Below are 23,584 nucleotides of genomic sequence, written 5' to 3' on the forward strand. Positions count from 1 at the left end.
GCTACGCAGAATCCCGGCCGTAATGGAACAGGTGCGCGACCGGTCGCCGCCTTCACACGGCAGCCGTGCTGCCCCGCTCGACCAGCCGCGTCGACAACTCCGTCCGCGTACTCTCGGGCCGGTCCCCGTCCATCATCCGCACCAGCAGGCGCAGCGCCGTCGCCGCCATCTCCGCCAGCGGCTGCCGCACGGTCGTCAACGCCGGACTGAGCCACCGCGCCTCCGGCAGATCGTCGAACCCGACCACACTGACCTCGTCCGGCACCTTCAGCCCCCGTTCCGCAATCGCCTCGTACACCTCGAGCGCCATACGGTCCGAGCAGACGAAAACCGCGGTCGGCGGGGTCGGCAACTCCAGCAGCTCCCGCACACGACGCCGTGCGACCCCCTCGTCGAACCCGGCATGGCGCACGTACTCGGGCCGGTGCCGCACCCCCGCCGAGGCGAGCGCGGAACGGTACCCGGCCACCCGCGCGCTGCTGGACATCGTGCGCTGGGGACCGGCGATCACCGCGATCCGCTCGTGGCCGAGCGACAGCAGGTACTCCGTCGCCGTCACGCCGCCCTGCCAGTTCGCCGCGCCCACCGACACCACGCCCGGCGGTGGTTCGAGGACCGGGTCGATCATCACGAACGGGATGCGGTGCGCTTCCAGCCACCCGTACTGCGAGGGGGTGAGCTCGGCCAGGTTGAACAGCACTCCGGAGGAGCCGCGGGCGGTGAGCTTGTCCAGCCAGCCGCGCTCGTGGCGGCCGCCGGCGGTCCGGGTCAGCCCGGCCGAGACGACCACGTCGAGACCGGCGTCGTGCGCGGCCGACTCCACGCCGTGCAGCACCGCTCCGGACCAGGACGTGTCCAGCGAGTGCACCACGAGGTCGACGAGGCCGGGTGTTCTGACCGCGTCGAAGCGGGGTCTGCGGACGTAGCCGAGCCGGTCCAGCGCCTCGGTGACACGCCGGCGTGTCTCGGGGGCGACGTCCTCGCGGCCGTTGACGACCTTGGAGGCGGTCGGCACGGACACCCCCGCCTCGCGTGCGACGACCGCAAGGGTCGGCCCGGCCGTCATGTTCGCACTCCCCGTGCGGACCATCGGGAACCACCTCTCCGGCCCGCCCGAGGGCCATCGAAAGTTTCGACCAGCGCTGCTTGTCGCGGTCGGGGCACCGACCGGATAGTAAGCGCTCTCTACCCTAGGTTCGTCGCAAGACCTCGGGAAGAGGCCGGAGTTCGCAGGACCCCACGAGCTCCGGCTTTCGAAACCCCGAACAGGCGGGGAGGGGCTATCCGCAGGTGAGGCGGAACCCCATGAAGTCGGCCGTGAACGCCGCGTCGACGAGGTCCACGGCGTGGATGCCGGCCATCGCCCCGGTGAACCGCAGCCTGGACCCGTAGTCGTCGGAGAGCCTGGAGAAGTCCAGCGCGGGCCCGACAAGCGTCCGTGCCCCGTCCCTGACGTACCAGAACCGCGCCTCGGCGCCGTCGACCGTCACCCCGAGGGTCAGCGGTCCGCCCGCGTCGACGTCGACCACGGCGGCCGTCCGGGTGCCGAACTCCTCGCGCTCCACGAGCCGGAGAACCGTACGGCCCGCCTCCCGCCACTGCTGCCCGCGCTGCTCCTCCCCCTCGGGCTCCGCCCAGGTCAGATCAAGGGCCAGATACGCCTCCGTGCCGTACCAGAGCACCAGCCCCGCCGCCTGGGTGAACGTACGCGGACACGCCTCGACGGTGACCTCCGCCTCCGCCCGGTGCTCGGTGATCCGCTGCGCGAGCAGGCTGTGCGCCCACCGCGACTCCGGCCCGTGCCGCCCGCGCAGCCGGATCCGACCGGGCTCCGCCGCCGTGTCGACCCAGGACGGGTCGGGGGCACCGCGAAGAGTGCTCCAGGGCCAGGCCAAGGGGGCGGTGGGGTGGGGGTCTGGTGGGGTGGGAGATGTCGCCGCGTCCCGCCCCGGCCGGGCGGAAGGTGTCGGCACCTCCGGCTCCGCCCGGGCGGAAGGCGTTGGTACGTCCACCTCGACCGCCGGATGCGAACCCCCGTGCCGCATCCTCGGCCAGCCCTCCGCGTCCCAGGTCACCGTCTGGATTGCCGTCTCCCGGCCGAGCGGGCAGCGTGGGCCGTTCGGCGTTGCCAGCGGCCGGGCCGCCAGGTGGCTCAACACCCAGTTGCCGTCCGGCAATTGGACCAGCTCGCCGTGACCCGCCTTCTGCAGCGGAAGCGACGGGTCGTCCCGGGAGGTCAGCAGCGGCCGGTCGTCGAGCTCGTACGGCCCGGTCAGCTCGCGGCTGCGTGCCACCAGTACCCCGTGCTCGAACCCTGTGCCGCCCTCGGCCAGCACGAGGTAGTACCAGCCGTTCCGGCGCACCAGCTTCGGTCCCTCGACGAGTCGCTCGTGCTGGAGGAGCAGTCGGGTCTCACCGACCGGACTCAGCGTCTCGCGGTCCAGCTCGGTCATGACGATCCCGGCGAACCGCCTGCCTTCCGGGCGGTGGTCGTTCTGCAGATTGAGCAGCCACAGCCGGCCCTCGTCGTGGAAGAGCGCGGGATCGAAACCGTGGCTCGCGATCCGGCGCGGTGCCGTCCACTTGCCGCCCGCCTCCGTGGCCGTACTCACGTAGGTGTCCACGTCGAAGTACGGCGTCCCCACCGAGCGCACGATCGAGTACGTCACCCAGAACCGCTCCCCGTCCCAGCTCAGCGACGGCGCCCAGACGCCGCCGGAGTCGGGCACCCCGGCGAGGGAGCCGCCGGGGACCGCGCCCTCGACGTGGCCCGCGTACTCCCAGTGCGCCAGGTCGCGGGAGCGGTGGACGGGGATCGTCGGGAACCACTCGAAGGAACTGGTCGCCAGGTAGTACCAGTCGTCGACGCGCACCATCGAGGGGTCGGGGGCGAAGCCGCGCAGAACGGGGTTGTGCAGCCGGGTCACTTCAGCGCCCCCAGCGTCACGCCCGTGCGCCAGTAGCGGCGCATCGCGACCATCATGATCGCCATCGGGACGATGGAGAGCAGGGCACCGGTCAGGACCAGGCTCGTCAGGTCGACGCCGGACTCCAGACGCTTGCCGGACCAGTTGTACAGGCCCAGGTTGAGGGTCCAGTTCTCCTCGCCGCGCAACACCGTGAGAGGGAGGAAGAAGGCGTTCCACGTGTTCACGAATGCCAGCAGGAACACGGTCGCCCCACCCGTCGTCATCATCCGCAGCACGATGCTGAAGAAGATGCGCAGTTCGCCGGCGCCGTCGATACGGGCGGCCTCCAGCAGCTCGTACGGGACCGTGGCCTCGGTGTACACCTTCGCCAGGTAGACGCTGAACGGGTTGATCAGGCAGGGGATCAGCATCGCCCAGGGCGTGTCGACCAGCCCGATCTCCGAGAACAGCAGGTAGAGCGGCAGCGTGAGCAGCGCGATCGGGATCAGGAACGAGCCGACCACGCACGCGAACACCAGATTGCGGCCGGGGAACTGGAAGCGCGCGAGGCCGTAGCCCGTCGCAAGGGCGAGCAGCGTGCCGCCGAGGGAGCCGACACCCGCGTACAGGAACGAGTTGGCGGTCCAGCGCAGGAAGATGCCGTCCTCGTAGGTGAACAGCTGCTCCAGGTTGTCCCACAGGTGCCAGCCGGAGAACCACAGGCCGTTGGACTGGTACAGGCCCGTGCGGTCCTTGGTCGAGGCGACGATCAGCCACCACACCGGGAACAGGCTGTACATGCTGGCCAGCACCAGCCCGACGAGCAGGAAACGCTGGCCGCCGCGCGAACGGGCCGCCGGGTCCGGGCGGCCCAGGCGATGCACCGTGCGTGCCTTGACGCCGCGCTCTTCGGTGAGCGTCATCAGTCGGCCTCCCTCGAAGTGAGCCGGTAGAAGAGGAAGGAGGCGACACCGAGGATGAGGGCGAGCAGCACCGACAGGGTCGCGGCGTAGTGGTAATTCCCGGCGTTGAACGCCTGGTTGTAGATGATCATGATCGGGGTGAAGCTGTCGTCGACCGTCTGCGGGGTGACGTTCCGGAACAGCGCCGGCTCGTTGAAGATCTGGAGCATCTGGATGATCGAGAGCATGCCGGTCAGCACCAACGCGCCCCGCACGAACGGGATCTTGATACTGAGCGCGACACGCCACTCGGAGGCGCCGTCAAGACGCGCGGCCTCGAACAGCTCGCGCGGCACACCTTGCAGCGCCGAGTAGATGATCACCATGTTGTAGCCGATGCCGTGCCAGGTCAGCAGGTTGCCGATGGAGGGCCACACCATCGACGGCGCGAAGAAGTTCCAGTCAAAACCGAAGAACTCGCCGAGCGGGGTGAGCGGGCCCACGTCCGGGCTGTAGAGGTTCAGCCAGACGATCGCCGCGACCACGCCGGGGATCATGTACGGCACCAGCAGCAGGATCCGGAACCGGCTCGCCGCCTTCGAGGTCAGCGCGTCCAGCAAGAGCGCCAGCACCAGGCTGACGGCCAGCATCACGGGGATCTGCACACAGGCGAACAGCACCACGCGCAGGACCGAGCCCATGAACTTCGAGTCCGTCAGGCCCTGTTGGTAGTTGTCGAACCCGACGAACTCCTCGGTGGCACCGCCGAGCCCGAGCCCGGACTGCTGCTCGTGGTAGAGCGACTGGTAGACGGCGTAACCGATGGGGAGCAGATACAGAAAGACGAAACCGAGCTGGAAGGGCACCGTGAACGCGGCACCCTTCCAGCGCAGGGAGCGAATCATCGGGATCTGCCTCAGCCCTTGACGCTGATGCCGCGGGACTTCAGGTCGTTGACCGTCCACTCCTGCATGTGCGCCAGCAGCTCGGTCACGGTCTGCTCCTTGCTGACCACCTTGGCCCACCCGGCCTGCATCTCGGTGAACATGGCGGTCCAGTTGGGTCCGAAGGTCCAGTCCGTGGTGACCGTGCCCAGGCTGTCCTTCACCACGGTCTGCGCCGCGTCGTAGTTCTTCCCGAGCAGCTTCTCCGAGGTCGCCTCGGCGACGTACGCGTCACTGTCCTTGAGCGCCGGCATCACGCCGTTGCCGGTCTCCGGGCTGGCCATGGTCTTCACCGCACCGGTGTCGGTGGACATCCACAGCGCCGCCTCGGCGGCCTGCTCCTGGCTCTTGCAGTCCTTGGTCACCAGGGTCACGCTGCCGGTCAGGTTGGTGGGGGCCGGAGTCTTTGCCGCCTCGCCCGCGAACGTCGGCCAGGGCGAGAGCGCCCACTTGCCGAAGGACTTGGTGAAGTTCTGCACCATGCCGGCCTGCTGCCAGGTGGAGATCTGCCGGGTCGCGGTGCCGCCGTTGTCGTAGTTGCGCTGCACGGCCGCGTAGTCGGCGAAGGACAGCTTGGAGTTCAGGTCGTTGTCGATGATCTCCTGGATCACCTTGGCGGCCTTCAGCGTGCCCTCGTCCTGGAAGTCCACCTTCCAGGAGTCGCCGTCGATGGCGTACCAGTGCGCGCCGGCCTGCATGGCGAGCACCTCCAGGGTGCTCGGGTCCTCGCCGGCGTAGTTGGTGATCTTGATGTCGTGCTTCTTCAGCACCTTGCCCGCGGCGATGAAGTCGTCCCAGGTCTTCGGAGGTTCGATGCCGTACTTCTCGAAGAGGTCCGTGCGGTAGATCGTGAAGTTGGGCGCCGAGCTGGTGGGAACGCCGTACAGCTTGTCCTGGACCTGCGCGGTCGCCCAGGAACCGGCGTTGAACTCGTCCTTGCTGCCCTCGACGTACTGGGTGATGTCGGCGAGCGCGCCCTGCGAGACCCAGCTCGTCACGTACTCACCGGTGTTCTGCACGAGGCAGGGCGCGTTGCCCGCCTTGACGGCGTTGGTCAGCTGCTTCTGCATCGTCAGCTGGTCCGTGACCTTCGTGTACTTCAGCTGGATGTCCTTGTGGGAGGCGTTGAACGCCTTGACGACCGCCTCCTGGCCGTTGGCCCACCCCCAGAAGTCGAGGGTGACCGGACCGGACGAGTCCGAGGCGTCGTCCTCGGAGTCGGATCCGCCGCAGGCGGTGAGCAGACCTGTCAGCGCGATGCCCGCAACGGCGGCGGAAGCGAACCTTCTCCGGGGGCTGGTGAAGTTCATCTGACCGTGATCCTTCGGAATGGGAGGCGTTCTTGCGGAACGGCGGCGGCTCGGAGGGGGTGCCGGCCAGGAACGGCGGCCGGAGAACATCGGCTCGCGGTTGCGGGGGGTTGGCCAAGCAGAAGCTGTAGTAAGCGGTTGCAGGGACGGTAGGCCGACGCCTCTGCTCATAGCAAGAGGCAGGGGGCAAATTTGTTACGGCGGCTTGTCCGGCGGGTTAGCGCGGAGCGGGGGTCGACAGGACCCGCCATCGATTGCATATACGCAGCTCAGACATGCTGGAGCGGAGCTGCGTCCGGGCTCCGGGAACGCTCGCTACGGGTGTCCCGCAGTCGTGAAATTCCTTCGGAAAACGCTTACGTAACGATCGCTCACGACGTTTCCCAGGGTGGGTGCGAGGCCGCCGGAGGACGGCCCGCCCGGCTCAGCCGCGCCGCACGGGCGGCCGCACGGAGTTCCGTACGACGACATGGGTGCCCAGCACCAGATGCTCGCCGTCGCTGCCCTTGCGGCGTGCTCCGCCGCCCTCGCGCCGGTCCGCCACCGCACGCAGCGCGACCCGGCCCATCTCCTCGTACGGCACGTGCACGGTGGTCAGTTGGGGCGTCAGCTGCGAGGCCAGCGGAATGTCGTCGTAGCCCACGATCGACACGTCCTCGGGCACCCGCAGCCCGGCCGCACGCAGCGCCTGCATGGCACCGGCGGCGACCACGTCCGTCCCGGCGAGCACGGCCGTGAAGTCCGGTGTCTCGCGCAGGGCGGCCTCCACGGCCTCGTACCCGTGCTCGTAGTCATAGGGGCCATGCCGGACCAGCCCCGGTTCGAAGGGCACGCCGTACGCCTCGAAGGCGCGCTGCGCCCCCCTCAACCGGCCCTGTGCGGTGGTCAGTTCGGAATGCCCGGGCAGCACCAGCACTCTGCGGTGCCCGGCCGACAGCAGATGGCTGGCCATGGCATAGGCGCCGCCCTCGTTGTCGTAGTCCACCGTCGTGGCCGGCACATCACCCTCCAGCGGGGGGCGGCCCACCAGTACGAGATGGGAGCCGGCCGCGTCCAGGGAACGGGCGAAACGGGCCATGCGCAGCTGGTACTCGTCGTAGTCGTAGGCGCCACCGAGCAGCACCACGGCCGCCACGCCCTGCTGGCGCATCATGTTGACGAGCGCGAGTTCCCGCTCCGGGTCGTCGCCGGTCGTCCCCACCAGCGACAGCCAGCCCCGCAGCGTGGCGGCGCCCTCGACGCCCTTCGCGACATGGGCGAACGCCGCACCGGTGATGTTGTTGATCAGGATCGCCACCGTGGGCGTGCCGCCGCCGGCCAGCGACCGGGCGTGGGCGTTGGTGACGTAGTCCAGGTCCCGGACGACCTTCATCACCTTGCGGCGCAGGTCCTCCGACACCGGGTAGTTGCCGGACAGCACGCGCGACACACTCGCCACGGACACGCCCGCCCGCTCCGCCACATCCCGGATGGTGGCCCGACCGACGTCACCGGACGCCTTGCGCTGACTCACGCCTTACTTGCTCCTTCTTGATGGTCGGTCGCCTGCGGGGCGCTGTGTGCCGGTGTCGAGCGCACGACCGTGCTCAGCGCTGCGCGCCTGCGCGCGCTCGTGCGCTCGACACCGGCGCGCCCCTTCGGCTCCCTCCCGGCCGGTGGCCTGGGGACAGTGGCTGTTGGTGGGCCTGTGCCCTTGGTCGGTCGGCATGCGCCCATGTGGGTCAGGCCACTCTAGCCATGTCCGCGTGTCTCACCTCATGTGCCAGGGGTGCACCTGTCCTCAGGCGGTCCAGTTCCTCCACCACGATCCGGCCGAGTCGCTCCAGCTCGTTGCCGAGCGACCCCGCGATGTGCGGGGTGAGGAAGACGTTGGGCAGGTGGTAGAGGGGGGATCCGGCCGGCAGCGGTTCGGGCTCGGTGACGTCCAGGACCGCGTGCAGGCGCCCCGACACCAGCTCGTCGGTCAGGGCGTCCGGGTCGACCAGGGCCCCTCGGGAGGTGTTGATCAGCACGCCTCCGTCCCGGATGAGGGCGAGTTTCCCGCCGTCCAGCATCCGATAGGTCTCGGGGATGTCGGGGGCGTGCAGGCTCACGATGTCGCTGTTGCCCAACAGGTCCTCCAGGGAGGCGAGTTGCGCCCCGAGCGACGCGGCCTCGGCGGCGCTGACATAGGGGTCGTGCAGCAGCACCGTGAAGTCGAACGGCCGCAGCAGCTCCAGCACCCGTCGCCCGACCCGGGACGCCCCGATGATGCCGACCCGCCGGCCGACGTTCCCGGTGCGGGCCGTCTCCGCGGGTGAGGGATACGCATGCGTGCTGCGGAACCGCTCGCGATGGCTGAACGCGTCCTTCCCGGCGAGCAGGATCATCGCGAGCGTGTACTCCGCGACGGGCAGCGCGTTGCCGGTGACCGCGCTGGAAACGGTGATCCCGCGCTCCCACAGGGCCTCGCCGACCAGGGAGCGCACGGAGCCCGCGGCATGCAGGACGGTGCGCAGCCGGGGGACCGCGGCGAGGGTGCCGGTGTCCAGGTGCGGGCAGCCCCAGCCGGTGATCAGCACCTCGGCCCCAGCGAGCGCGTCGGCCGCCGCCGGATCGGTGAAGTCCCTTACGACGAGGGCCGGATCGAGGTCGGCCGCCTGGCGCAGCCGGGCCATGAGCGGCGGGGGGAACAGCAGGGGGAGGTGCACCGGATCCAACGCGAACACGGCCCGCGGCAGCTGGGGGCTGGGCATGAGTCTCCTGACATGCTGAGTGAGGATGAGGAAACATTTTCAGAAAGCGCCTTCTACCGTAGATCTGCCGGGAAGCGGCGGTCAATCGGTATGGCGGAGCCGGTGCTGAGGGGGTGGTCCATCTCCCGGGCGAAATCGGTTACCGGGTTTTCTCGCCGCGATGTCCCGGCACCGCCTCGCCCGCCGGCGGCACCGCGAGGGCGTCCGGGTCGTAGACGGGAGCGCTGCCAGGTCGATCCCGCCTACGGCGTCGGCATCGACGGCAACCGGTTCCCCCACTCCCTGTGTAGAAACCCTTTTCGAAAATCTGCCAAGACTCTTGACGTGCTCTGCTGACAGGAAGAAGCTCTGCCCCACTGCATGACAACCGGTTGCCGAACGCCGGTCACGGTCGCTCTCTCGATCCACGACCGACATGCCGAACGGATCGTCCAGCACACAGAGCAGGAGGTGGTGCGTCCATGCGCCCACATGCCGGGGCCCCGCTGAGCCGCCGCCGATTCCTCAGCCTCTCCGCGGGCGGTGCCGCGGCCGGCGCGGCGGCGCTGAGCGGCTGTGCCCTGCGGGTCGCCGGTGCCGCGACCGGCGGAGGCGAGAGCATCACCGTGATGGCCGAGCTCAACGACATCGGCCCGGAACTGGTCCAGCAGGCTCAGAAGGAGCTCGGCATCAGGATCACCGTGGTGAAGTACGACATCACCCGGCTGATCGCGATGCTCACCAGTGGCAACGCCCCGGACCTGATCCGCGGCATCGGCGCCCTCGACACGCCCTACTTCGTCGCCCGGGGTGTCGCCGAGAACCTCGACCCGTACTTCGCCAAGTCCACGATCCTCAAGGCCGACGACCTGGACCCGGCCAACGACCTGTGGCGCTACGACGGCACGACCCAGGGCAGAGGCCCCCGCTACGGCATGGCGAAGGACTTCTCCCAGGACTCCATGTTCTGGTTCAACACCGCGCACTTCGACAAGGCGGGCCTCGCCTACCCGTCCGAGACCGAGCCGATCACCTACGAGGAGTGGCTGGACAACGCCGAGCAGCTGGTCCAGCGCAAGAACGGTCAGACCACCGTCTACGGCGGCAGCTACAACGGCCTCGGCCTCGGCCCCCTCCTGGCCAACCTGACGGTCTCCGCCGGAGGCAGCCTCTTCACCGAGGACTTCGGCCGCGTCGACTTCACCAGCCCCGAGGCCCGCAAGGCCCTGGCCTGGTACATCGACTACGCCAGGACCAGGGTCGGGCCGAGCCTGATCCAGCCCAACCCCGACGCCTGGGACGGGCCCACCTATGTGGCCAACCGGATGGCCATGTCCGGCGCCGGTTACTGGCTCGGCGGCATGATCTACGCCGAACCCAAGGTGGCGGACATCTCCCGGCTCGCCCCCGCCCCCGTCTTCGAGGGCAGCCCGCGGGTCAGCTCCTGCCAGGGCGCCACCGGCTTCTGGATGCCGGCCAAGGCCCGCAACAAGGACGCCGCCTGGCGGGTCTTCGAGTGGTTCTTCGGCGAGGGGCCGGCCAAGGCACGTGCGGAGGGCGGCTGGGGCATCCCGAGCCTGAAGTCGCTCCAGCCGCTGATGCCGCACAAGGAGGAGTACCAGCAACGCGTCCTCAACGCGCAGCGGGCCGAACTCGAACACTTCTCGGTGACCCCGTTCACCCCCTACATCACCTGGAACGCGCTGGAAGCCCTCATCAACCAGGTCATCCCGGCGGCGATGAGGGGCGAGATGTCCCTCGACACCCTCGCGGGACGCCTCAACTCGACCGTCAACGAACAGATGAAGCACGGTAAGGAGCAGGTGGGATGACAGTCGGCCACATATCCGAGGCCGCCGATCGGCCCCGTACCGCCGCACGCTCCGGCACCGCACACCCCGCGCAGCGGCGGCCCCGCATCTCCATGACGGCCCGTCGACACCGGGCGTTCTACCGGTTCACCGCGCCCTGGATCATCGGCTTCCTGCTGTTGACCGTCGGCCCCATGGCGTATGCGCTGTGGCTGAGCTTCACCACCTTCGACGGCATCTCGCCCAACTGGCGCTACGTCGGCCTCGACAACTACCGCGAGCTGCTGAACGACCCGGTGACCTGGGACTCGCTGGGCCGTGCCGGCGTCTTCGCCATCACCTCCGTACCGTTGTCGATCGTCGCGGGACTCGGCCTCGCCGTCCTGGTCAACCGCCCGCTGAAAGCACGCGGGTTGTTCCGCACCCTGCTCTATCTCCCGGCCGTCGTACCGCCGGTGGGCGCGGGCCTCATCTTCAAGCAGCTCTTCAACCGGGACTCGGGCGCCACCAACGGCGTACTGAACATCTTCGGCATCGACGCCGTGGCCTGGCTCGACGACCCGTACGCCCGCTATGTGATCCTGATGGCGGTGCTGTGGGGCGCCGGAAACGTCATGATCATCTCGCTGGCCGGGCTCCAGGACGTACCCCGCGAACTCCACGAGGCGGCCCGCCTCGACGGCGCGAGCTCCTGGCGGACCTTCCGCAGCATCACCGTGCCGCTGCTCTCTCCGGTCCTGCTCTTCCAGGCCGTCACCGGGATGATCGCCTCGGTGCAGACGCTCCTGCCGCTGCTGATCGCCGCCGAACCCACACCCAAGGGCGTCACCGCGATCCCGCAGACCAACTACATGTACATGATGCACGTGTTCGCCGAGTACTTCGCGCTCGGCCGCTACGGCTACGCCTCCGCGCTGCTGTGGGTGCTCTTCGTCCTGATCCTCGCCGTGACCGGACTCATCTTCAAGGCCACGTCCGGAGTGGTGTTCTACAACGTCGACCCGGAGGCGAAGAAGTGACCGCCCTCACCCCGAAGAGCTTCGACGCCACGGCCCGGGTGCGGGTGCGCGCCTCCCGCCTCGTCCTCTACACCGTCCTCGTCGTCATCACCGGCCTGATGCTCGGCCCCTTCGGCTGGCTGGTCATCACCGGTCTCAAGACCACTCCCGAACTCGCCGCCTCCCCGGTGCACTGGCTGCCCGACTCCATCCAGTGGCACAACTTCGCCGACGCGTTCAACCAGATCGACTTCCTCGGCTACGCCCGCAACTCCCTGATCATCTCCCTGATCTACGCCACCCTCGTCACCCTCAGCTCCGCCTGGGTCGGCTTCGGCTTCGCCCGCCTCAACGCCCCCGGAAAGAAGCCCCTGTTCGGGATCCTGCTCGGCTCGATGATGCTGCCGCAGATGATCACGCTCTTCCCGACGTACCTCATCTTCGCCAAGCTCGGCATGGTCGACACCTACTGGCCGTGGGTGCTGTGGGGCCTGGCCGGTGCGCCCTATCTGGTCTTCCTCTTCCGGCAGTTCTTCGCCGGGATGCCGCGAGAGCTGGAGGAGGCCGCGATCGTCGACGGCTGCGGCTGGACCGGGATCTTCTGGCGGATCTTCCTGCCGCAGTCCGGGCCCGTGCTGGCCGCGAGCTTCGTGATCGCCTTCACCTGGAGCTGGGGCGACTTCCTCGCCCCGATGCTGCTGCTGTCCAGCGACCGCACCACGCTCTCCGTCGCCATCATGACCTCCTACGTCACCCCGGGCGGCCTGCCCGTGAACAACCTCCTGGCCGCCGGCTCCGTGATGTATGTCGTCCCCATCCTGCTGATCTTCCTGGTCGCCCAGCGCGGATTCGTCGCCGGGATGTCCACCACCGGACTCAAGTGACGTCCTGTCCGGTCGTAAGTGACGCCCAGTCAAACTCCTTTTTCTCCTAAGGACTTCTCCATGAACGACACCCAGAGCTCCGGCCTGTCCCGGCGCACGGTCATCCAGGCCGCGGGCGCCGCCGCTGCCGCCTACTCCCTGGTCGGCACGGCGGCCGGCACCGCCAGAGCCGACGACAGACCGGAGGCCGCCGACCGGCTGGTGGTCCACTCCGTGCCGGGCACCCTGCCGATCAACACCGCCTATGTCGTCAAGGCCCGTACCCCCGGCGGCCAGTGGAAGCCGGTGCCGGTCCTGCGCGCCACCACCAAGACCATCAACGAGAACACCGGCGGCGGCATCGTCCGCCCCACCTCGGTCGCCTCCCTCGACTTCACCGGCACCGTCGAGATAGAGGTCAAGTCCGCCAAGGGCACCATCGGCAGCGCCCGGATCCGCCCGCTGTCGTACGACATCCCGCACGAGGTGGCCGGCGACACCATCACCTTCAGCCTCTCCGAGCCGCGCAACCTCTCCATCGAGCTCGACGGCGACATCTACGGCAACCTCCAACTGCACGCCAACCCCGTCGAGAAGACCCGTCCCGAGGCGGACGACCCCGACGTCCTCTACTACGGCCCCGGTCTGCACACCCCCACGGGCGGCGTCGTGAAGGTGCCCAGCGGCAAGACGATGTACCTGGCCGGCGGCGCGGTGCTCAAGGCCCGCGTGGAGTTCGTCAACGTGGAGAACGCCCGCCTGCTCGGCCGGGGCATCATCTGGGACTCCGACGCCGCCACGCTGGTGCAGTACTCGAAGAACATCGAGATCGACGGCATCCTCGTCCTCAACCCCAAGTCCGGCTACTCCTGCACCATCGGCCAGTCCAAGCAGGTCACCGTCCGCAACCTGCACTCCTACAGCTCCGGCCAGTGGGGCGACGGCATCGACGTGTTCTGCAGCGAGGACGTCCTCATCGAGGGCGTGTGGATGCGCAACAGCGACGACTGCATCGCCCTGTACGCCCACCGCTGGGACTACTACGGCGACTGCCGCAACATCACCGTCCGCAACTCCACCCTCTGGGCCGACATCGCCCACCCCGTGAACATGGGCACCCACGGCAACCCCGAGAAGCCCGAGACCATCGAGAACATCGTCTTCAGCAACATCGACATCCTCCAGCACCGCGAACCCCAGGTCCTCTACCAGGGCTGCTTCGCCCTCAACCCCGGCGACAGCAACCTCATCCGGAACGTGCGCATCCAGGACGTCCGGGTCGAGGACTTCACCTGGGGCCAGCTGTTCAACATGCGCGTCATGGCCAACCGCTACAACGCCACACCCGGCCGCGGCATCCACGACGTGTACGTCCGCGGCCTGACGTACAACGGCAAGAACGAGCACATGCCGATCGTCGTCGGCTACGACGCGGACCGCGCGGTCAAGAACGTCACCTTCCAGAACCTCGCGATCAACGGCACCGTCATCCACCAGAAGATGCGCAAGCCGGGCTGGTACCTGATGACCGACATGGTGCCGATGTTCGCCAACGAGCATGTGCAGAACCTCCGCTTCCTGGACGCCGCCACCGAGGCCGGCGCCGCGGCCCCGGAGATCACCAGCGCTGCCACGGGCACCGCCACTGCACGGCAGGTCTTCAACCACCTCGTCACCGCCACCGAGTTGCCCGGCTCGTACGACGCCGCGGGCCTGCCCGACGGCCTGACGGTCGACAAGGCCACGGGCCTGATCTCCGGCATCCCGCAGGTGCCCGGCACCTACGAGGTCACCGTCTCGGCCACCAACGGCCTGGGCACCGCGACCAAGTCCCTCACGCTCACCGTGCAGCACCCGTAAGCCAGGAGTCACCTCTCGTGCATGCCCTCAGCCGACGGACGTTCCTCGGCGCGGCGGGACTCGCGGGCGTGGCCGGGAGCGGACTGCTGTCCGCCCTCGCCGCCACGCCCGCGTGGGCCCGGGCCGCCGACGCGACGTCCGCCTTCGCCCACCCCGGCCTCCTCCACTCCCGCGCCGACCTGGCCCGTATGGAGTCCGCGGTCGCGGCCGGCCGCGAGCCCGTCGCCGCAGGCTTTGCCGCGCTCGCCGCCGACTCCCGCTCCCAGCACACCTACGCCGTCCGCAACACCGGACAGATCACCACCTGGGGCCGCGGCCCCACCAACTGGACGAGCCAGGCCGCCGGCGACGCGGCCGCCGCCTACCAGAACGCCCTCATGTGGGCCGTCACCGGCGACGTACGCCACGCCGACAAGGCCCGCGACATCCTCGACGTCTGGGCCGCCTCCCTCACCGGCATCACCGGCGCCGACGGCCAACTCGGCGCCGGAATCCAGGGGTTCAAGCTGGTCAACGCCGCCGAGATCCTCCGGCACACCGGCTACGACGGCTGGCCCGAGGAGTCGGTCCGATGCTGCGAACGCTCCTTCACCGACGTCTGGTACCCGGCTCTGTCCGGCTACTGCCTCTACGCCAACGGCAACTGGGACCTCGCCGCCCTGCGCACGATCCTCGCCATCGCCGTCTTCACCGACAACCACGTGATGTTCGAGGACGCGCTGCGCTTCGCGGCCGCCGGCTCAGGCAACGGCTCGGTGCTGCACCGCATCGTCACCGCCGCCGGCCAGGGCCAGGAATCCGGCCGCGACCAGGCCCACGAACAACTCGCGCTCGGCCTCCTCGCGGACGCCGCCGAGGTCGCCTGGCAGCAGGGCGTGGACCTGTACGGCTTCGCCGACGACCGCATCCTCGCCAACTTCGAGTACTTCGCCCGCTACAACCTCGGCGACGACTCCGTACCGTTCACCCCCGACCTCGACCGCACCGGCAAGTACCTCAAGTCGGCCGTGTCCGACCGGCAGCGCGCGGTCTACCGCCCGCTGTGGGAGATGACGTACGCCCACTACACGGGCCGCCTCGGCAAACCCGCCCCCTACACACAGAAGATCGTCTTCCGGGGCACGGACGGAGCACGCGTCGTGGAGGGCTACCAGGAGGACCACCCGGGCTACGGCACCCTCACCTACGCCGGTACGGCAACGGCCGAGCCCACCGCACCGACGGCCCCGGCCGGAATCACCTCGGCGGGCGACGACCGTGCCGTCACCGTGTCCTGGCTGCCCTCCGCCTGGGCGACCGGCTACACGGTCCGGCGGTCCACCGGCCCCGACGGCGCGTACGAGCCGATCGCGACCGGCGTCGAGGCGCCGAGGTTCACCGACCACGACGTCCGCCCCGGCCGCACCTACTACTACACGGTCACCGCCGCCAACTCCCTGGGCAGCAGCGGGAGTTCCGCCTGGACCGCGGCCGCCGCCGGCCTGCCCGAACCCTGGTCGACCCAGGACCTCGGAGAGGTGAAGCGCCCCGGCTCCGCCGCCTTCGACGGCGAACGCTTCCTGCTGGAGGCGAGCGGCACCGCGCACACCTACCGGCTGGCACACCTGCCGCTGTACGGCGACGGTGTTGTCACCGCGCGTGTCGTGTGGCCGCTCAGCTCCCAGTACTCCAAGATCGGCGTCACCGTCCGCGACTCCCTCGACCCGGCCGCCCCGCACGCCGCCATGCTGATCCAGGGGCTGCCGCTGCACACCTGGAGCGGAGTGTGGAGCGTCCGCCCGTCGGCCGGCTCCAGGATCTCCGCCACGGGCAGCACCCCCGTGCCGCCCGCCCAGCAGAAGTCCATCACCAGCGACGCCTCGTTCCCCCTCTCCGACCTCGGCGAACTGCCCGAGTCGGCGACCCCGCTCGAAGCGCCGTACGTCGAGGGCGCGGGCGACGGCTACCGGCTGCGGGCCCCCTACTGGGTGCGCGTGGAACGCAAGGGCCGCCGCTGCACCGGCTCCATCTCCCCGGACGGCATCCACTGGACCGAAGTAGGCTCCACCGAGGTCGAGTTGGGCCGCGCGACGTACGCGGGCCTGATCCTCACCTCCTGCCTCGGCGTCGACCAGGAGTACGCCGAGACCGGCACCGGCGCCTTCGACAACGTCAGCGTGCGTTCCTCCACCGGCGAGGTCTGGCGCACCCAGCGCCCCACCCGCACCGCCACCGGCCTGCGGGCCGTCACCGGAGCCGACGCCGTAGAGCTGAGCTGGGCCGACCCCGACCTCTCGGCCACGTACACCGTGCTGCGGGCCACCGACCCGGCCGGCCCCTACGTCACCCTCGCGGGAGGCATCGCCCCGGTCGGCTTCGGCACCCGCCTGCGGTACGCGGACGCCACCGGCACACCGGGCGCGACCTACCACTACAGCGTCGTCAAGACCAACACCGACGGCCGCGGCCCGCGTTCGGCACTCGCCCATGCGGTGATGCCCACCCCCGCGAAGCCGGAGTTCACCTCCCCGGACACCGCGTTCGCGAACCGCGGCATCGAGTTCGGCCACCTCCTCACGGCCTCGCACGAGCCCACGAGGTTCACCGCCCAGGGCCTGCCCGAGGGCCTGCGCCTCGACCCCCGCACCGGCCTTGTCTCCGGAACCCCCTCCGAGACAGGCAGGTTCACCGTCACCACCACCGCCGCCAACGCATCCGGCACGGCCACCGCCGACCTCACCCTCACCGTCGCCACCCCGCCGCCCGCCCCCTGGACGTACGGCGACCTCGGCGACGTGGTCCTCGACGAACGCACCCTCGGCGCCTACGGCGTCGCCTACGTCGCCACCCCCGGCAGCACCGCCCACGAGGACGGGACCTTCGTGGTGCGCGGCGCCGGAACCGACCTGAGCGTCAACAACCAAGGAATGACAGGCCAGTTCGTACGACGCCCGGTGACCGGCGACTGCGAGATCACCGCCCGGCTGGTCTCCCGCACCGGCGCCACGGCCGACCGCGTGGGCCTGCTGATGACGAAGTCGCTGTCGCCCTTCGACCAGGCCGCCGGGACGATCGTCAGCGGCGGCACCACCGCCCAGCTGATGCTCCGCACGAAGGTCGCGGGACGATCGGCCTTCACCGGCAACGGCACGGCCCGACTCCCCGGCCTGCTGCGGCTGAAGCGCACCGGGACCGCCTTCACCGCCTCCTTCTCCACCGACGACGGCGCCACCTGGACCGCCCTCGCCTCCGGCGAGATCCCGGACTTCGGCGACGCCCCCTACTACGTGGGCCTCGTGGTCTGCTCACGCGACCCCCTGGCCCGCTGCACCACCGAGTTCGACGAGGTGAGCATCACTCCCCACTAGATCCCCCCAGGGATTGGAGATGCACGAATGAGCCGCACTTCCCCCCACCAGCATGTCCACGCACCAGAGTTGAGCCGCCGCGGTCTGCTCAAGGCCGCGGGCGGACTCACCGCCGCCGTCGCCCTGAGCACTGTGTCTGCCGTCACTACGGCGATCACCGCCACCCCGGCGGGCGCGGCACCCGCGACCTTCACCCACCCCGGCATGCTGCACAACTGGGGTGACATCAACCGTGCCCGGGTCAGGGTCGCCGCGGGCAACGACCCCTGGCTGTCCGGCTGGAACCGGCTGACCGCCAACGCCCACTCCCAGTCCACCTGGACGCACCGCGCCACCGACACGATCATCCGCGGCGGCGACGGCCAGAACTACCCGCAGCTCTACAACGACATCGCCGCCGCCTACCAGAACGCCCTGCGCTGGCACATCGGCGGCACCGAGGCCAACGCCCAGTGCGCGGCCAACATCCTCAACGCATGGTCGTCGACACTGACCACCGTCACCGGCAACGCCGACCGGTTCCTCGCCGCCGGCATCTACGGCTGGCAGTTCGCCAACGCCGCCGAACTCATGCGCGACTACGGCGGATTCGACCTGGCCCGCTTCCAGGAGATGATGGTCCGGGTCTTCTACCCCCTCAACAACCAGTTCCTCACCGGACACAACGACGCCTGCATCACCAACTACTGGGCCAACTGGGACCTGTGCAACATGGCCTCGATCATGGCCATCGGCATCCTCAACAACGACGCCGCCAAGTACGACCAGGCCGTCGACTACTTCAAGAACGGCGCGGGCAACGGCTCCCTCCGCAACGCGGTGCCGTTCCTGTACGGCAACGTGGACGGCTACGACCTCGGCCAGTGGCAGGAGTCCGGCCGCGACCAGGGCCACACGATCATGGGCATGGGCCAGATGGGCGCGATCTGCGAGATGGCCTGGAACCAGGGCGAGGACCTCTACTCCTACGACGGCCGCCGCTTCATGAAGGCCGCCCAGTACGTCGCCAAGTACAACCTCGGCAACGACGTCCCCTACACCACCTACACCTGGGGCAGCGGCCAGAACTGCGCCCAGCAGTCCCAGACGGTGATCGGCTCCGGCTCCCGCGGGCAGGTCCGCCCCGTCTGGGCGATGCTGCACTACCACTACAACCGGCGCCTGTACCTCGACGACAAGTACATCTCCCAGATGTGCTTCTCCGTCGCCCCGGAGGGCGGGGGAGGTGACTACGGCTCCACCAGCGGCGGCTACGACCAGCTGGGCTTCGGCACGCTCATGTACGCCAAGTAGCCGAACGCCGACGCCCTGCACCGGAATACATCGGCGGACTGTGGTGCTCTGATGTGAACGGTGCAGGAGCGTGGCGAAGGGCTGGTGGTCGCATGCCGGCGGACCGGACGAACCCCGTGGTCACAACGCCCCACGGGGCCGTACGCGGCAGGTACGAGCAGGGCATCGCGGTGTTCCGGGGCATCCCGTACGCGGCACCCCCCTTCGGACCCCGCCGGTTCCGCCCGCCGCTGCCGCCGGAACCCTGGGACGGTGTGCGCGACGCGGGGGCCTTCGGGCCCACGGCGCCGAAACCGCCGTACTCCGAGGTCTTCGCGCAGTATCTGTCCGACCCGGTCGTGCCCGGTGACGACTGTCTGAACCTCAATGTGTGGACGCCCGACCCGGACCCCGCAGCCCGGCTCCCGGTCCTGCTGTGGCTGCACGGGGGCGCCCTGACCAGGGGCTCCTCGGCCGTGCCCGTGTACGACGGGCGGGCCTTCGCCCGGGACGGGATCGTGCTGGTCTCCGTGAACTACCGGCTGGGGGTCGAGGGCTACGGGCTGTTCCCGGACGCCCCGGCCAACCCGGGACTGCGCGACCAGCTCGCCGCTCTGGAGTGGGTGCACTCCGCCATCGAGGCCTTCGGCGGTGACCCCGGCCGGATCACGCTGGCCGGGCAGTCCGCCGGGGCCATCAGCGCCGGGGCGCTGCTGGCCGCCCCGCAGGCCCAGGGCCTGGTGCGGCGCGCGATCCTGCAGAGCGGGCCGCCCGAGGCCGCCGACCGGGACAAGGTGCGGCGCATGGTGCGCCGTATGGCGACCCGGCTGAAGGTCCCCGCCACGGCCGCGGCCTTCGCCGACGTCGACCGTGAGCTGCTGCTGCGCACCCAGGCCGAGGTGGGCAGGCTCAGCAGCCCGGTGCTCGGCGGGCCGGCCTTCGGCATCGTCGAGGACGGCGATCTCGTACCGCGTGACCCCCTCGCGGCCCTGGTCGAGGGCGGGGCCGCCCGCGGCGTCGACCTGATGACGGGCTGGACCCGCGACGAGTACCGGCTGTGGCTGGTGCCCGGTGGCCTCCTGGAGCGCGTCGACCGGCTCGGCCCGGTCGCGCTGGCCGGCGCCATGGCCCGCTGCCACTGCGGCCACGAGGTGCCCCGCGGCTACCGCGCCCTGCACCCGGACGCCGGCACCGCCGAGCTCGTCGGCCAGATGGTCACCGACCACCTGCTGCGCCTGCCTCTGCACCGCCTGGCCGACGCCCGCCCCGACTCCTCGTACGTCTACGAGTTCGCCTGGCCGTCCAACCTGCCCGACCTCGGCTCCTGCCACGCCCTGGAGCTCGGCTTCGTCTTCGACACCGGCGACGCCCCCGAGTCGGCGAAGCTCGCCGGGCAGGGCTCGCCGAAGGAACTGTCCGAGGCGATGCACGGGGCGTGGGTGCGCTTCGTCCGGGACGGCGACCCCGGCTGGGCGCACTGGGACGCCACCCACCCGGTGCGGATCTTCGGCGAGGGCGCGCCGTACACCGCGCCCGGCCCCCGGGACCGGGAACTGGCCCTGTGGGCGGCGGACGAGGTCACTCCCGCGGAACCCACACGCGCATCGGCCCCGGCCGACGGTTCGCCCATGCGTAGTACGGAACTGCGGTCAGCCGTACGACGGCTCCGTCTGCCCGGCGTCGTCCGTCGGCGCTGATCACATCGACCCCGCCCAGCAGACCGGGTTCCTGCCGCACGGACAGCGGGGAGCCGGGCGGGAGGGTGAGCTCGTCGAAGGGCACGCCCGGTTCCTGGTCGACGCCCTCCAGGCAGTGCACGAGCGGCCCGCGTTCGATCGCCACGCAGCCGCGTACGGCGTCCACCCTCGGGTCGGGCGGGGTCAGCCGGGGGCTCAGGTCCAAGTCGACGACGAGCGTGTCCCCGGCCGCCCAGCGGCGGCGCACCCTCAGCCAGCCGGGGCCGGTCTCGGCCGGTGCCTCCCCGTCCGGGGCCGCGGCCGTGAAGTCCGTGCACCAGGACGGGATCCGCACCGACAGCGTCCACTCGGCCCGCGGCGCCTCCTCCACGGTGACCGCGATCCGCCCGTCCCACGGGTAGCCGGTCTCCACCCGGACCCGGCCGCCGCCCGCCTCGTACACACCCGTCGCGAACTGGTGCAGCTGCAGGCCCTGCGCGTCCCCGCTGACCAGGTAGTGGGGGAGCGAGGCCAGCAGGCGCATCACGTTCGGCGGGCAGCAGGCACAGCGGAACCACGGGGTGCGGCGGGCCGTCTTGTCGGCCTCGTTCGCGCCCTCGTACTCCTCGCGCACCTGGAGCGGATTGACGTACAGCCAGCTGTCGCCGTCGAGGCCGACGCCTGACAGGAAGCCGTTGTAGAGGGTGCGTTCGATCAGGTCGGAGTACTTCGCCTCGCCGGTCAGCAGGGCCATCCGCCACGACCACTGGATCGACGCGATGGCCGCGCAGGTCTCGGCGTACGCCCGGTCCGACGGCAGCTCGTACGGCTCCCCGAAGGCCTCGCCCTCGTGACGTGCGCCGACGCCGCCGGTGAGATACGTCTTCGCGGCCACCATGGAGTCCCACAGCCGCTCGGCCGTCGCGCGCAGCTCCGCGTCCCCGGTCTCCGCGGCCAGGTCCGCGACGGCCGCCAGCAGATACAGCTGCCGTACGGCGTGACCGGCGACCGCGTCGGCCTCGCGGACCGGCGTGTGGTCCTGCCAGTAGGCGCGGCCCAGGTGGGGGTTGAGGTCGGGGTCGAGCAGACCGTGGCCGCGGCGGTCGACGAAGTGGGCGGCGAGGTCCAGCCAGCGGCGCTCGCCGGTCTCGCGGTACAGCTCGACGAGTGCGGTCTCGACCTCGGGGTGGCCGCAGACGCCGTCGATCCGCCCGCCGGGGCCGAAGACCTCGTCGATGTGAACGGCGAACCGCTCGGCCACGTCAAGGAGTTCACGCCCGCCGGTCGCGCGGTGGTGGGCCACGGCGGCCTGGATGAGATGGCCCGCGCAGTACATCTCGTGGCCCCAGCCGAGTTCCTGCCAGCGGCGGTCGGGGCGGGCGACCTGGTAGTACGTCTGGAGGTAGCCGTCGGTGTCCTGGGCGGCGGCGAGCAGGTCGGTCAACTCGCTTATGTGCGCCGCCAGTTCCTTGTCGTCCGACCGGTCGGCGAGCTGCCAGGACGCCGCCTCAAGCCACTTGTGCACGTCGGAGTCCTGGAACGGAAAGTCCCCGACGAACTCCCCCGAACCGGCAGCGGCGGCACGGAGGTTGGTCAGATTCCCGGCCGACTCCAGCCGGGCCGGGCCCTGCGGGATGCTCACCTCGGCGTTTGTTCTGCGGCGGGCGGCCCAGAATCCGTCGGTGATGCGGGCGGCCGACGCGGGGCGCAGGGCGGTGTGCGCGCGGTCGGTGGGGCGGATCGGACCACTGCGCATGCTGGACGCTCCGGGGAATCGCCGACGGTAAACGCTTTCTACGGCCGTGAGCATAGGAAACAGAGCGAGCCGCGACAAGATCCCGGCGGCCCCGGAGTGCCCGGAGCGCTCAGGCCGGCGCCGCCACCGAGTCCCGTACCACCACGTGCGTGCCCAGCAGCAGATGCTCGTCCGGGTTCTCCGGGGTGCGGCCCAGCGCCGTGCGCACGGCCAGGCGGCCCAGCTCCTCGTAGGGGACGTGGACCGTCGTCAGTGCCGGGTGCAGATCGCGGGCGAACGGGATGTCGTCGTAGCCGGCCAGCGACACGTCGCCCGGCACGTCCAGGCCCGCCTCGTGCAGCGCGGTGAGCGCGCCGGCCGCGACCATGTCGGTGGCCGCGACCACGGCCGTGAACTCCAGCCCGTCCTTCAGCGCCTCGCGCATCAGCCGGTGGCCCGCGTCGCGGGTGAAGTCGCCGTGCAGTACGAGCGCCGGGTCGGGCTCCAGGCCTCGGGCCCGGTGGGCGGCGAGATAGCCCCGCTCACGGCCCTGCGCCGTGCTGTGGTCCGGCTTGCCGCCGAGGAACAGCACCCGGCGGTGGCCCTGGGCCAGGACGTACGCGACCAGGGCGTAGGCGCCGCCCTCGTTGTCGTACTCGATGACCGTGACCGGCGCGCCCGGGCCGAGCGGCGGCCGTCCGCACAGCACCAGCCGCGATCCGGCCGAGGCCAGTGAGTCGGCCATGCGGCGGGTGCGGTCGCGGTACTCGGGGGTGTCCGCCGAGCCGCCGACCAGGATCACGGCGGCGGCCCGCTGGGCGCGCATCATCTCCACGAACTCCAGCTCGTGCCGGACATCGCCCTCCGTGCTGCACACCAGGCACAGATGACCGAGCCGGGTCGCCTCCCGCTCCACACCGTGCGCCATGTGCGCGAACGACGGCCCGGTGATGTCCTCCAGCACGAACGCCAGCGTGGGCGTGCCCACGCCCGCGATCGCCTTGGCGCGCGCGTCCGCCACGTAGTCCAGGTCCCGCACGGCCCGCATCACACGGGTCCGGGTCGCCGAGCTCACCGGATACTCCCCGCCCAGCACCCGGGACACCGTCGACGCGGACACCCCCGCGCGGGCCGCAACGTCCCGGATCGTGCTGCGGCTCGCGCCCTCGCTCTTCCTCGTCACGCCTGCCTCGCCCCTCTCGCCCACCCCACGGGAACTGTGGCAACACGGATGACAACCGGT

At 70.3% G+C, this 23,584-nt stretch carries 16 protein-coding genes; 7 read left to right on the plus strand and 9 right to left on the minus strand.

Going from position 1 to position 23,584, the window contains the following annotated elements; translation table 11 throughout:
* Positions 1–52: 52 nt before the first annotated feature.
* The 7 genes from AB0Q90_RS29365 to AB0Q90_RS29395 form a co-directional block, all read right to left on the minus strand.
* Entirely contained in the window at positions 53–1,090 is a 1,038-nt protein-coding gene (locus AB0Q90_RS29365) for a substrate-binding domain-containing protein (protein ID WP_363158663.1), read from the minus strand.
* Positions 1,091–1,280: 190 nt separating this feature from the next.
* On the minus strand, positions 1,281–2,927 hold the full coding sequence (locus AB0Q90_RS29370) for a family 43 glycosylhydrolase (protein WP_363158662.1): 1,647 nt from the start codon (positions 2,925–2,927) through the stop codon (positions 1,281–1,283).
* The gene (locus AB0Q90_RS29375) at positions 2,924–3,832 is read right to left on the minus strand and encodes a carbohydrate ABC transporter permease (RefSeq protein ID WP_363158661.1); all 909 of its coding nucleotides are present in this window, start codon (positions 3,830–3,832) and stop codon (positions 2,924–2,926) included. The genes AB0Q90_RS29370 and AB0Q90_RS29375 overlap by 4 nt, the downstream gene beginning before the upstream one ends.
* Entirely contained in the window at positions 3,832–4,716 is an 885-nt protein-coding gene (locus tag AB0Q90_RS29380) for a sugar ABC transporter permease (protein ID WP_363158660.1), read from the minus strand. The genes AB0Q90_RS29375 and AB0Q90_RS29380 overlap by 1 nt, the downstream gene beginning before the upstream one ends.
* A gap of 11 nt (positions 4,717–4,727) precedes the next feature.
* Positions 4,728–6,065 (minus strand): extracellular solute-binding protein, encoded by a 1,338-nt coding sequence (locus AB0Q90_RS29385; protein WP_363158659.1) that lies wholly within the window; start codon positions 6,063–6,065, stop codon positions 4,728–4,730.
* 424 nt (positions 6,066–6,489) lie between these two features.
* Positions 6,490–7,578, minus strand: coding sequence for a LacI family DNA-binding transcriptional regulator (locus AB0Q90_RS29390; protein ID WP_363158658.1), 1,089 nt, complete (start codon positions 7,576–7,578; stop codon positions 6,490–6,492).
* 208 nt (positions 7,579–7,786) lie between these two features.
* Positions 7,787–8,800 (minus strand): hydroxyacid dehydrogenase, encoded by a 1,014-nt coding sequence (locus AB0Q90_RS29395; protein WP_363158657.1) that lies wholly within the window; start codon positions 8,798–8,800, stop codon positions 7,787–7,789.
* Between the two features lie 461 nt (positions 8,801–9,261).
* On the opposite strand from AB0Q90_RS29395, the gene AB0Q90_RS29400 reads away from it, so the two are divergent.
* From AB0Q90_RS29400 to AB0Q90_RS29430, 7 genes are all read left to right on the plus strand, one after another.
* The gene (locus tag AB0Q90_RS29400) at positions 9,262–10,611 is read left to right on the plus strand and encodes an extracellular solute-binding protein (RefSeq protein ID WP_363158656.1); all 1,350 of its coding nucleotides are present in this window, start codon (positions 9,262–9,264) and stop codon (positions 10,609–10,611) included.
* Positions 10,608–11,609 carry a sugar ABC transporter permease gene (locus AB0Q90_RS29405; protein WP_363158655.1) on the plus strand — a complete coding sequence of 334 codons (1,002 nt, stop codon included), beginning with the start codon at positions 10,608–10,610 and terminating at the stop codon, positions 11,607–11,609. The genes AB0Q90_RS29400 and AB0Q90_RS29405 overlap by 4 nt, the downstream gene beginning before the upstream one ends.
* A complete protein-coding gene (locus tag AB0Q90_RS29410; protein WP_363158654.1) occupies positions 11,606–12,472 on the plus strand; it encodes a carbohydrate ABC transporter permease in 867 nt (288 codons plus the stop codon). The genes AB0Q90_RS29405 and AB0Q90_RS29410 overlap by 4 nt, the downstream gene beginning before the upstream one ends.
* Before the next feature lie 60 nt (positions 12,473–12,532).
* Positions 12,533–14,311, plus strand: a complete 1,779-nt coding sequence (locus AB0Q90_RS29415) for a putative Ig domain-containing protein (RefSeq protein ID WP_363158653.1) — start codon at positions 12,533–12,535, stop codon at positions 14,309–14,311.
* 17 nt (positions 14,312–14,328) lie between these two features.
* Positions 14,329–17,658, plus strand: a complete 3,330-nt coding sequence (locus tag AB0Q90_RS29420; RefSeq protein ID WP_363158652.1) for an alginate lyase family protein — start codon at positions 14,329–14,331, stop codon at positions 17,656–17,658.
* A 27-nt stretch (positions 17,659–17,685) separates the two neighbouring features.
* A complete protein-coding gene (locus AB0Q90_RS29425; protein WP_363158651.1) occupies positions 17,686–18,951 on the plus strand; it encodes an alginate lyase family protein in 1,266 nt (421 codons plus the stop codon).
* A 92-nt stretch (positions 18,952–19,043) separates the two neighbouring features.
* The gene (locus tag AB0Q90_RS29430; protein ID WP_363158650.1) at positions 19,044–20,627 is read left to right on the plus strand and encodes a carboxylesterase family protein; all 1,584 of its coding nucleotides are present in this window, start codon (positions 19,044–19,046) and stop codon (positions 20,625–20,627) included.
* On the opposite strand, the gene AB0Q90_RS29435 is transcribed toward AB0Q90_RS29430, so the two are convergent.
* Positions 20,509–22,362, minus strand: a complete 1,854-nt coding sequence (locus AB0Q90_RS29435) for a beta-L-arabinofuranosidase domain-containing protein (RefSeq protein WP_363158649.1) — start codon at positions 22,360–22,362, stop codon at positions 20,509–20,511. The two genes, AB0Q90_RS29430 and AB0Q90_RS29435, sit on opposite strands and share 119 nt — an antisense overlap.
* Before the next feature lie 109 nt (positions 22,363–22,471).
* A complete protein-coding gene (locus tag AB0Q90_RS29440; protein ID WP_363158648.1) occupies positions 22,472–23,524 on the minus strand; it encodes a LacI family DNA-binding transcriptional regulator in 1,053 nt (350 codons plus the stop codon).
* Positions 23,525–23,584: the final 60 nt, after the last annotated feature.

Source organism: Streptomyces sp. NPDC079141, assembly GCF_040686775.1.
Lineage (GTDB): Bacteria > Actinomycetota > Actinomycetes > Streptomycetales > Streptomycetaceae > Streptomyces.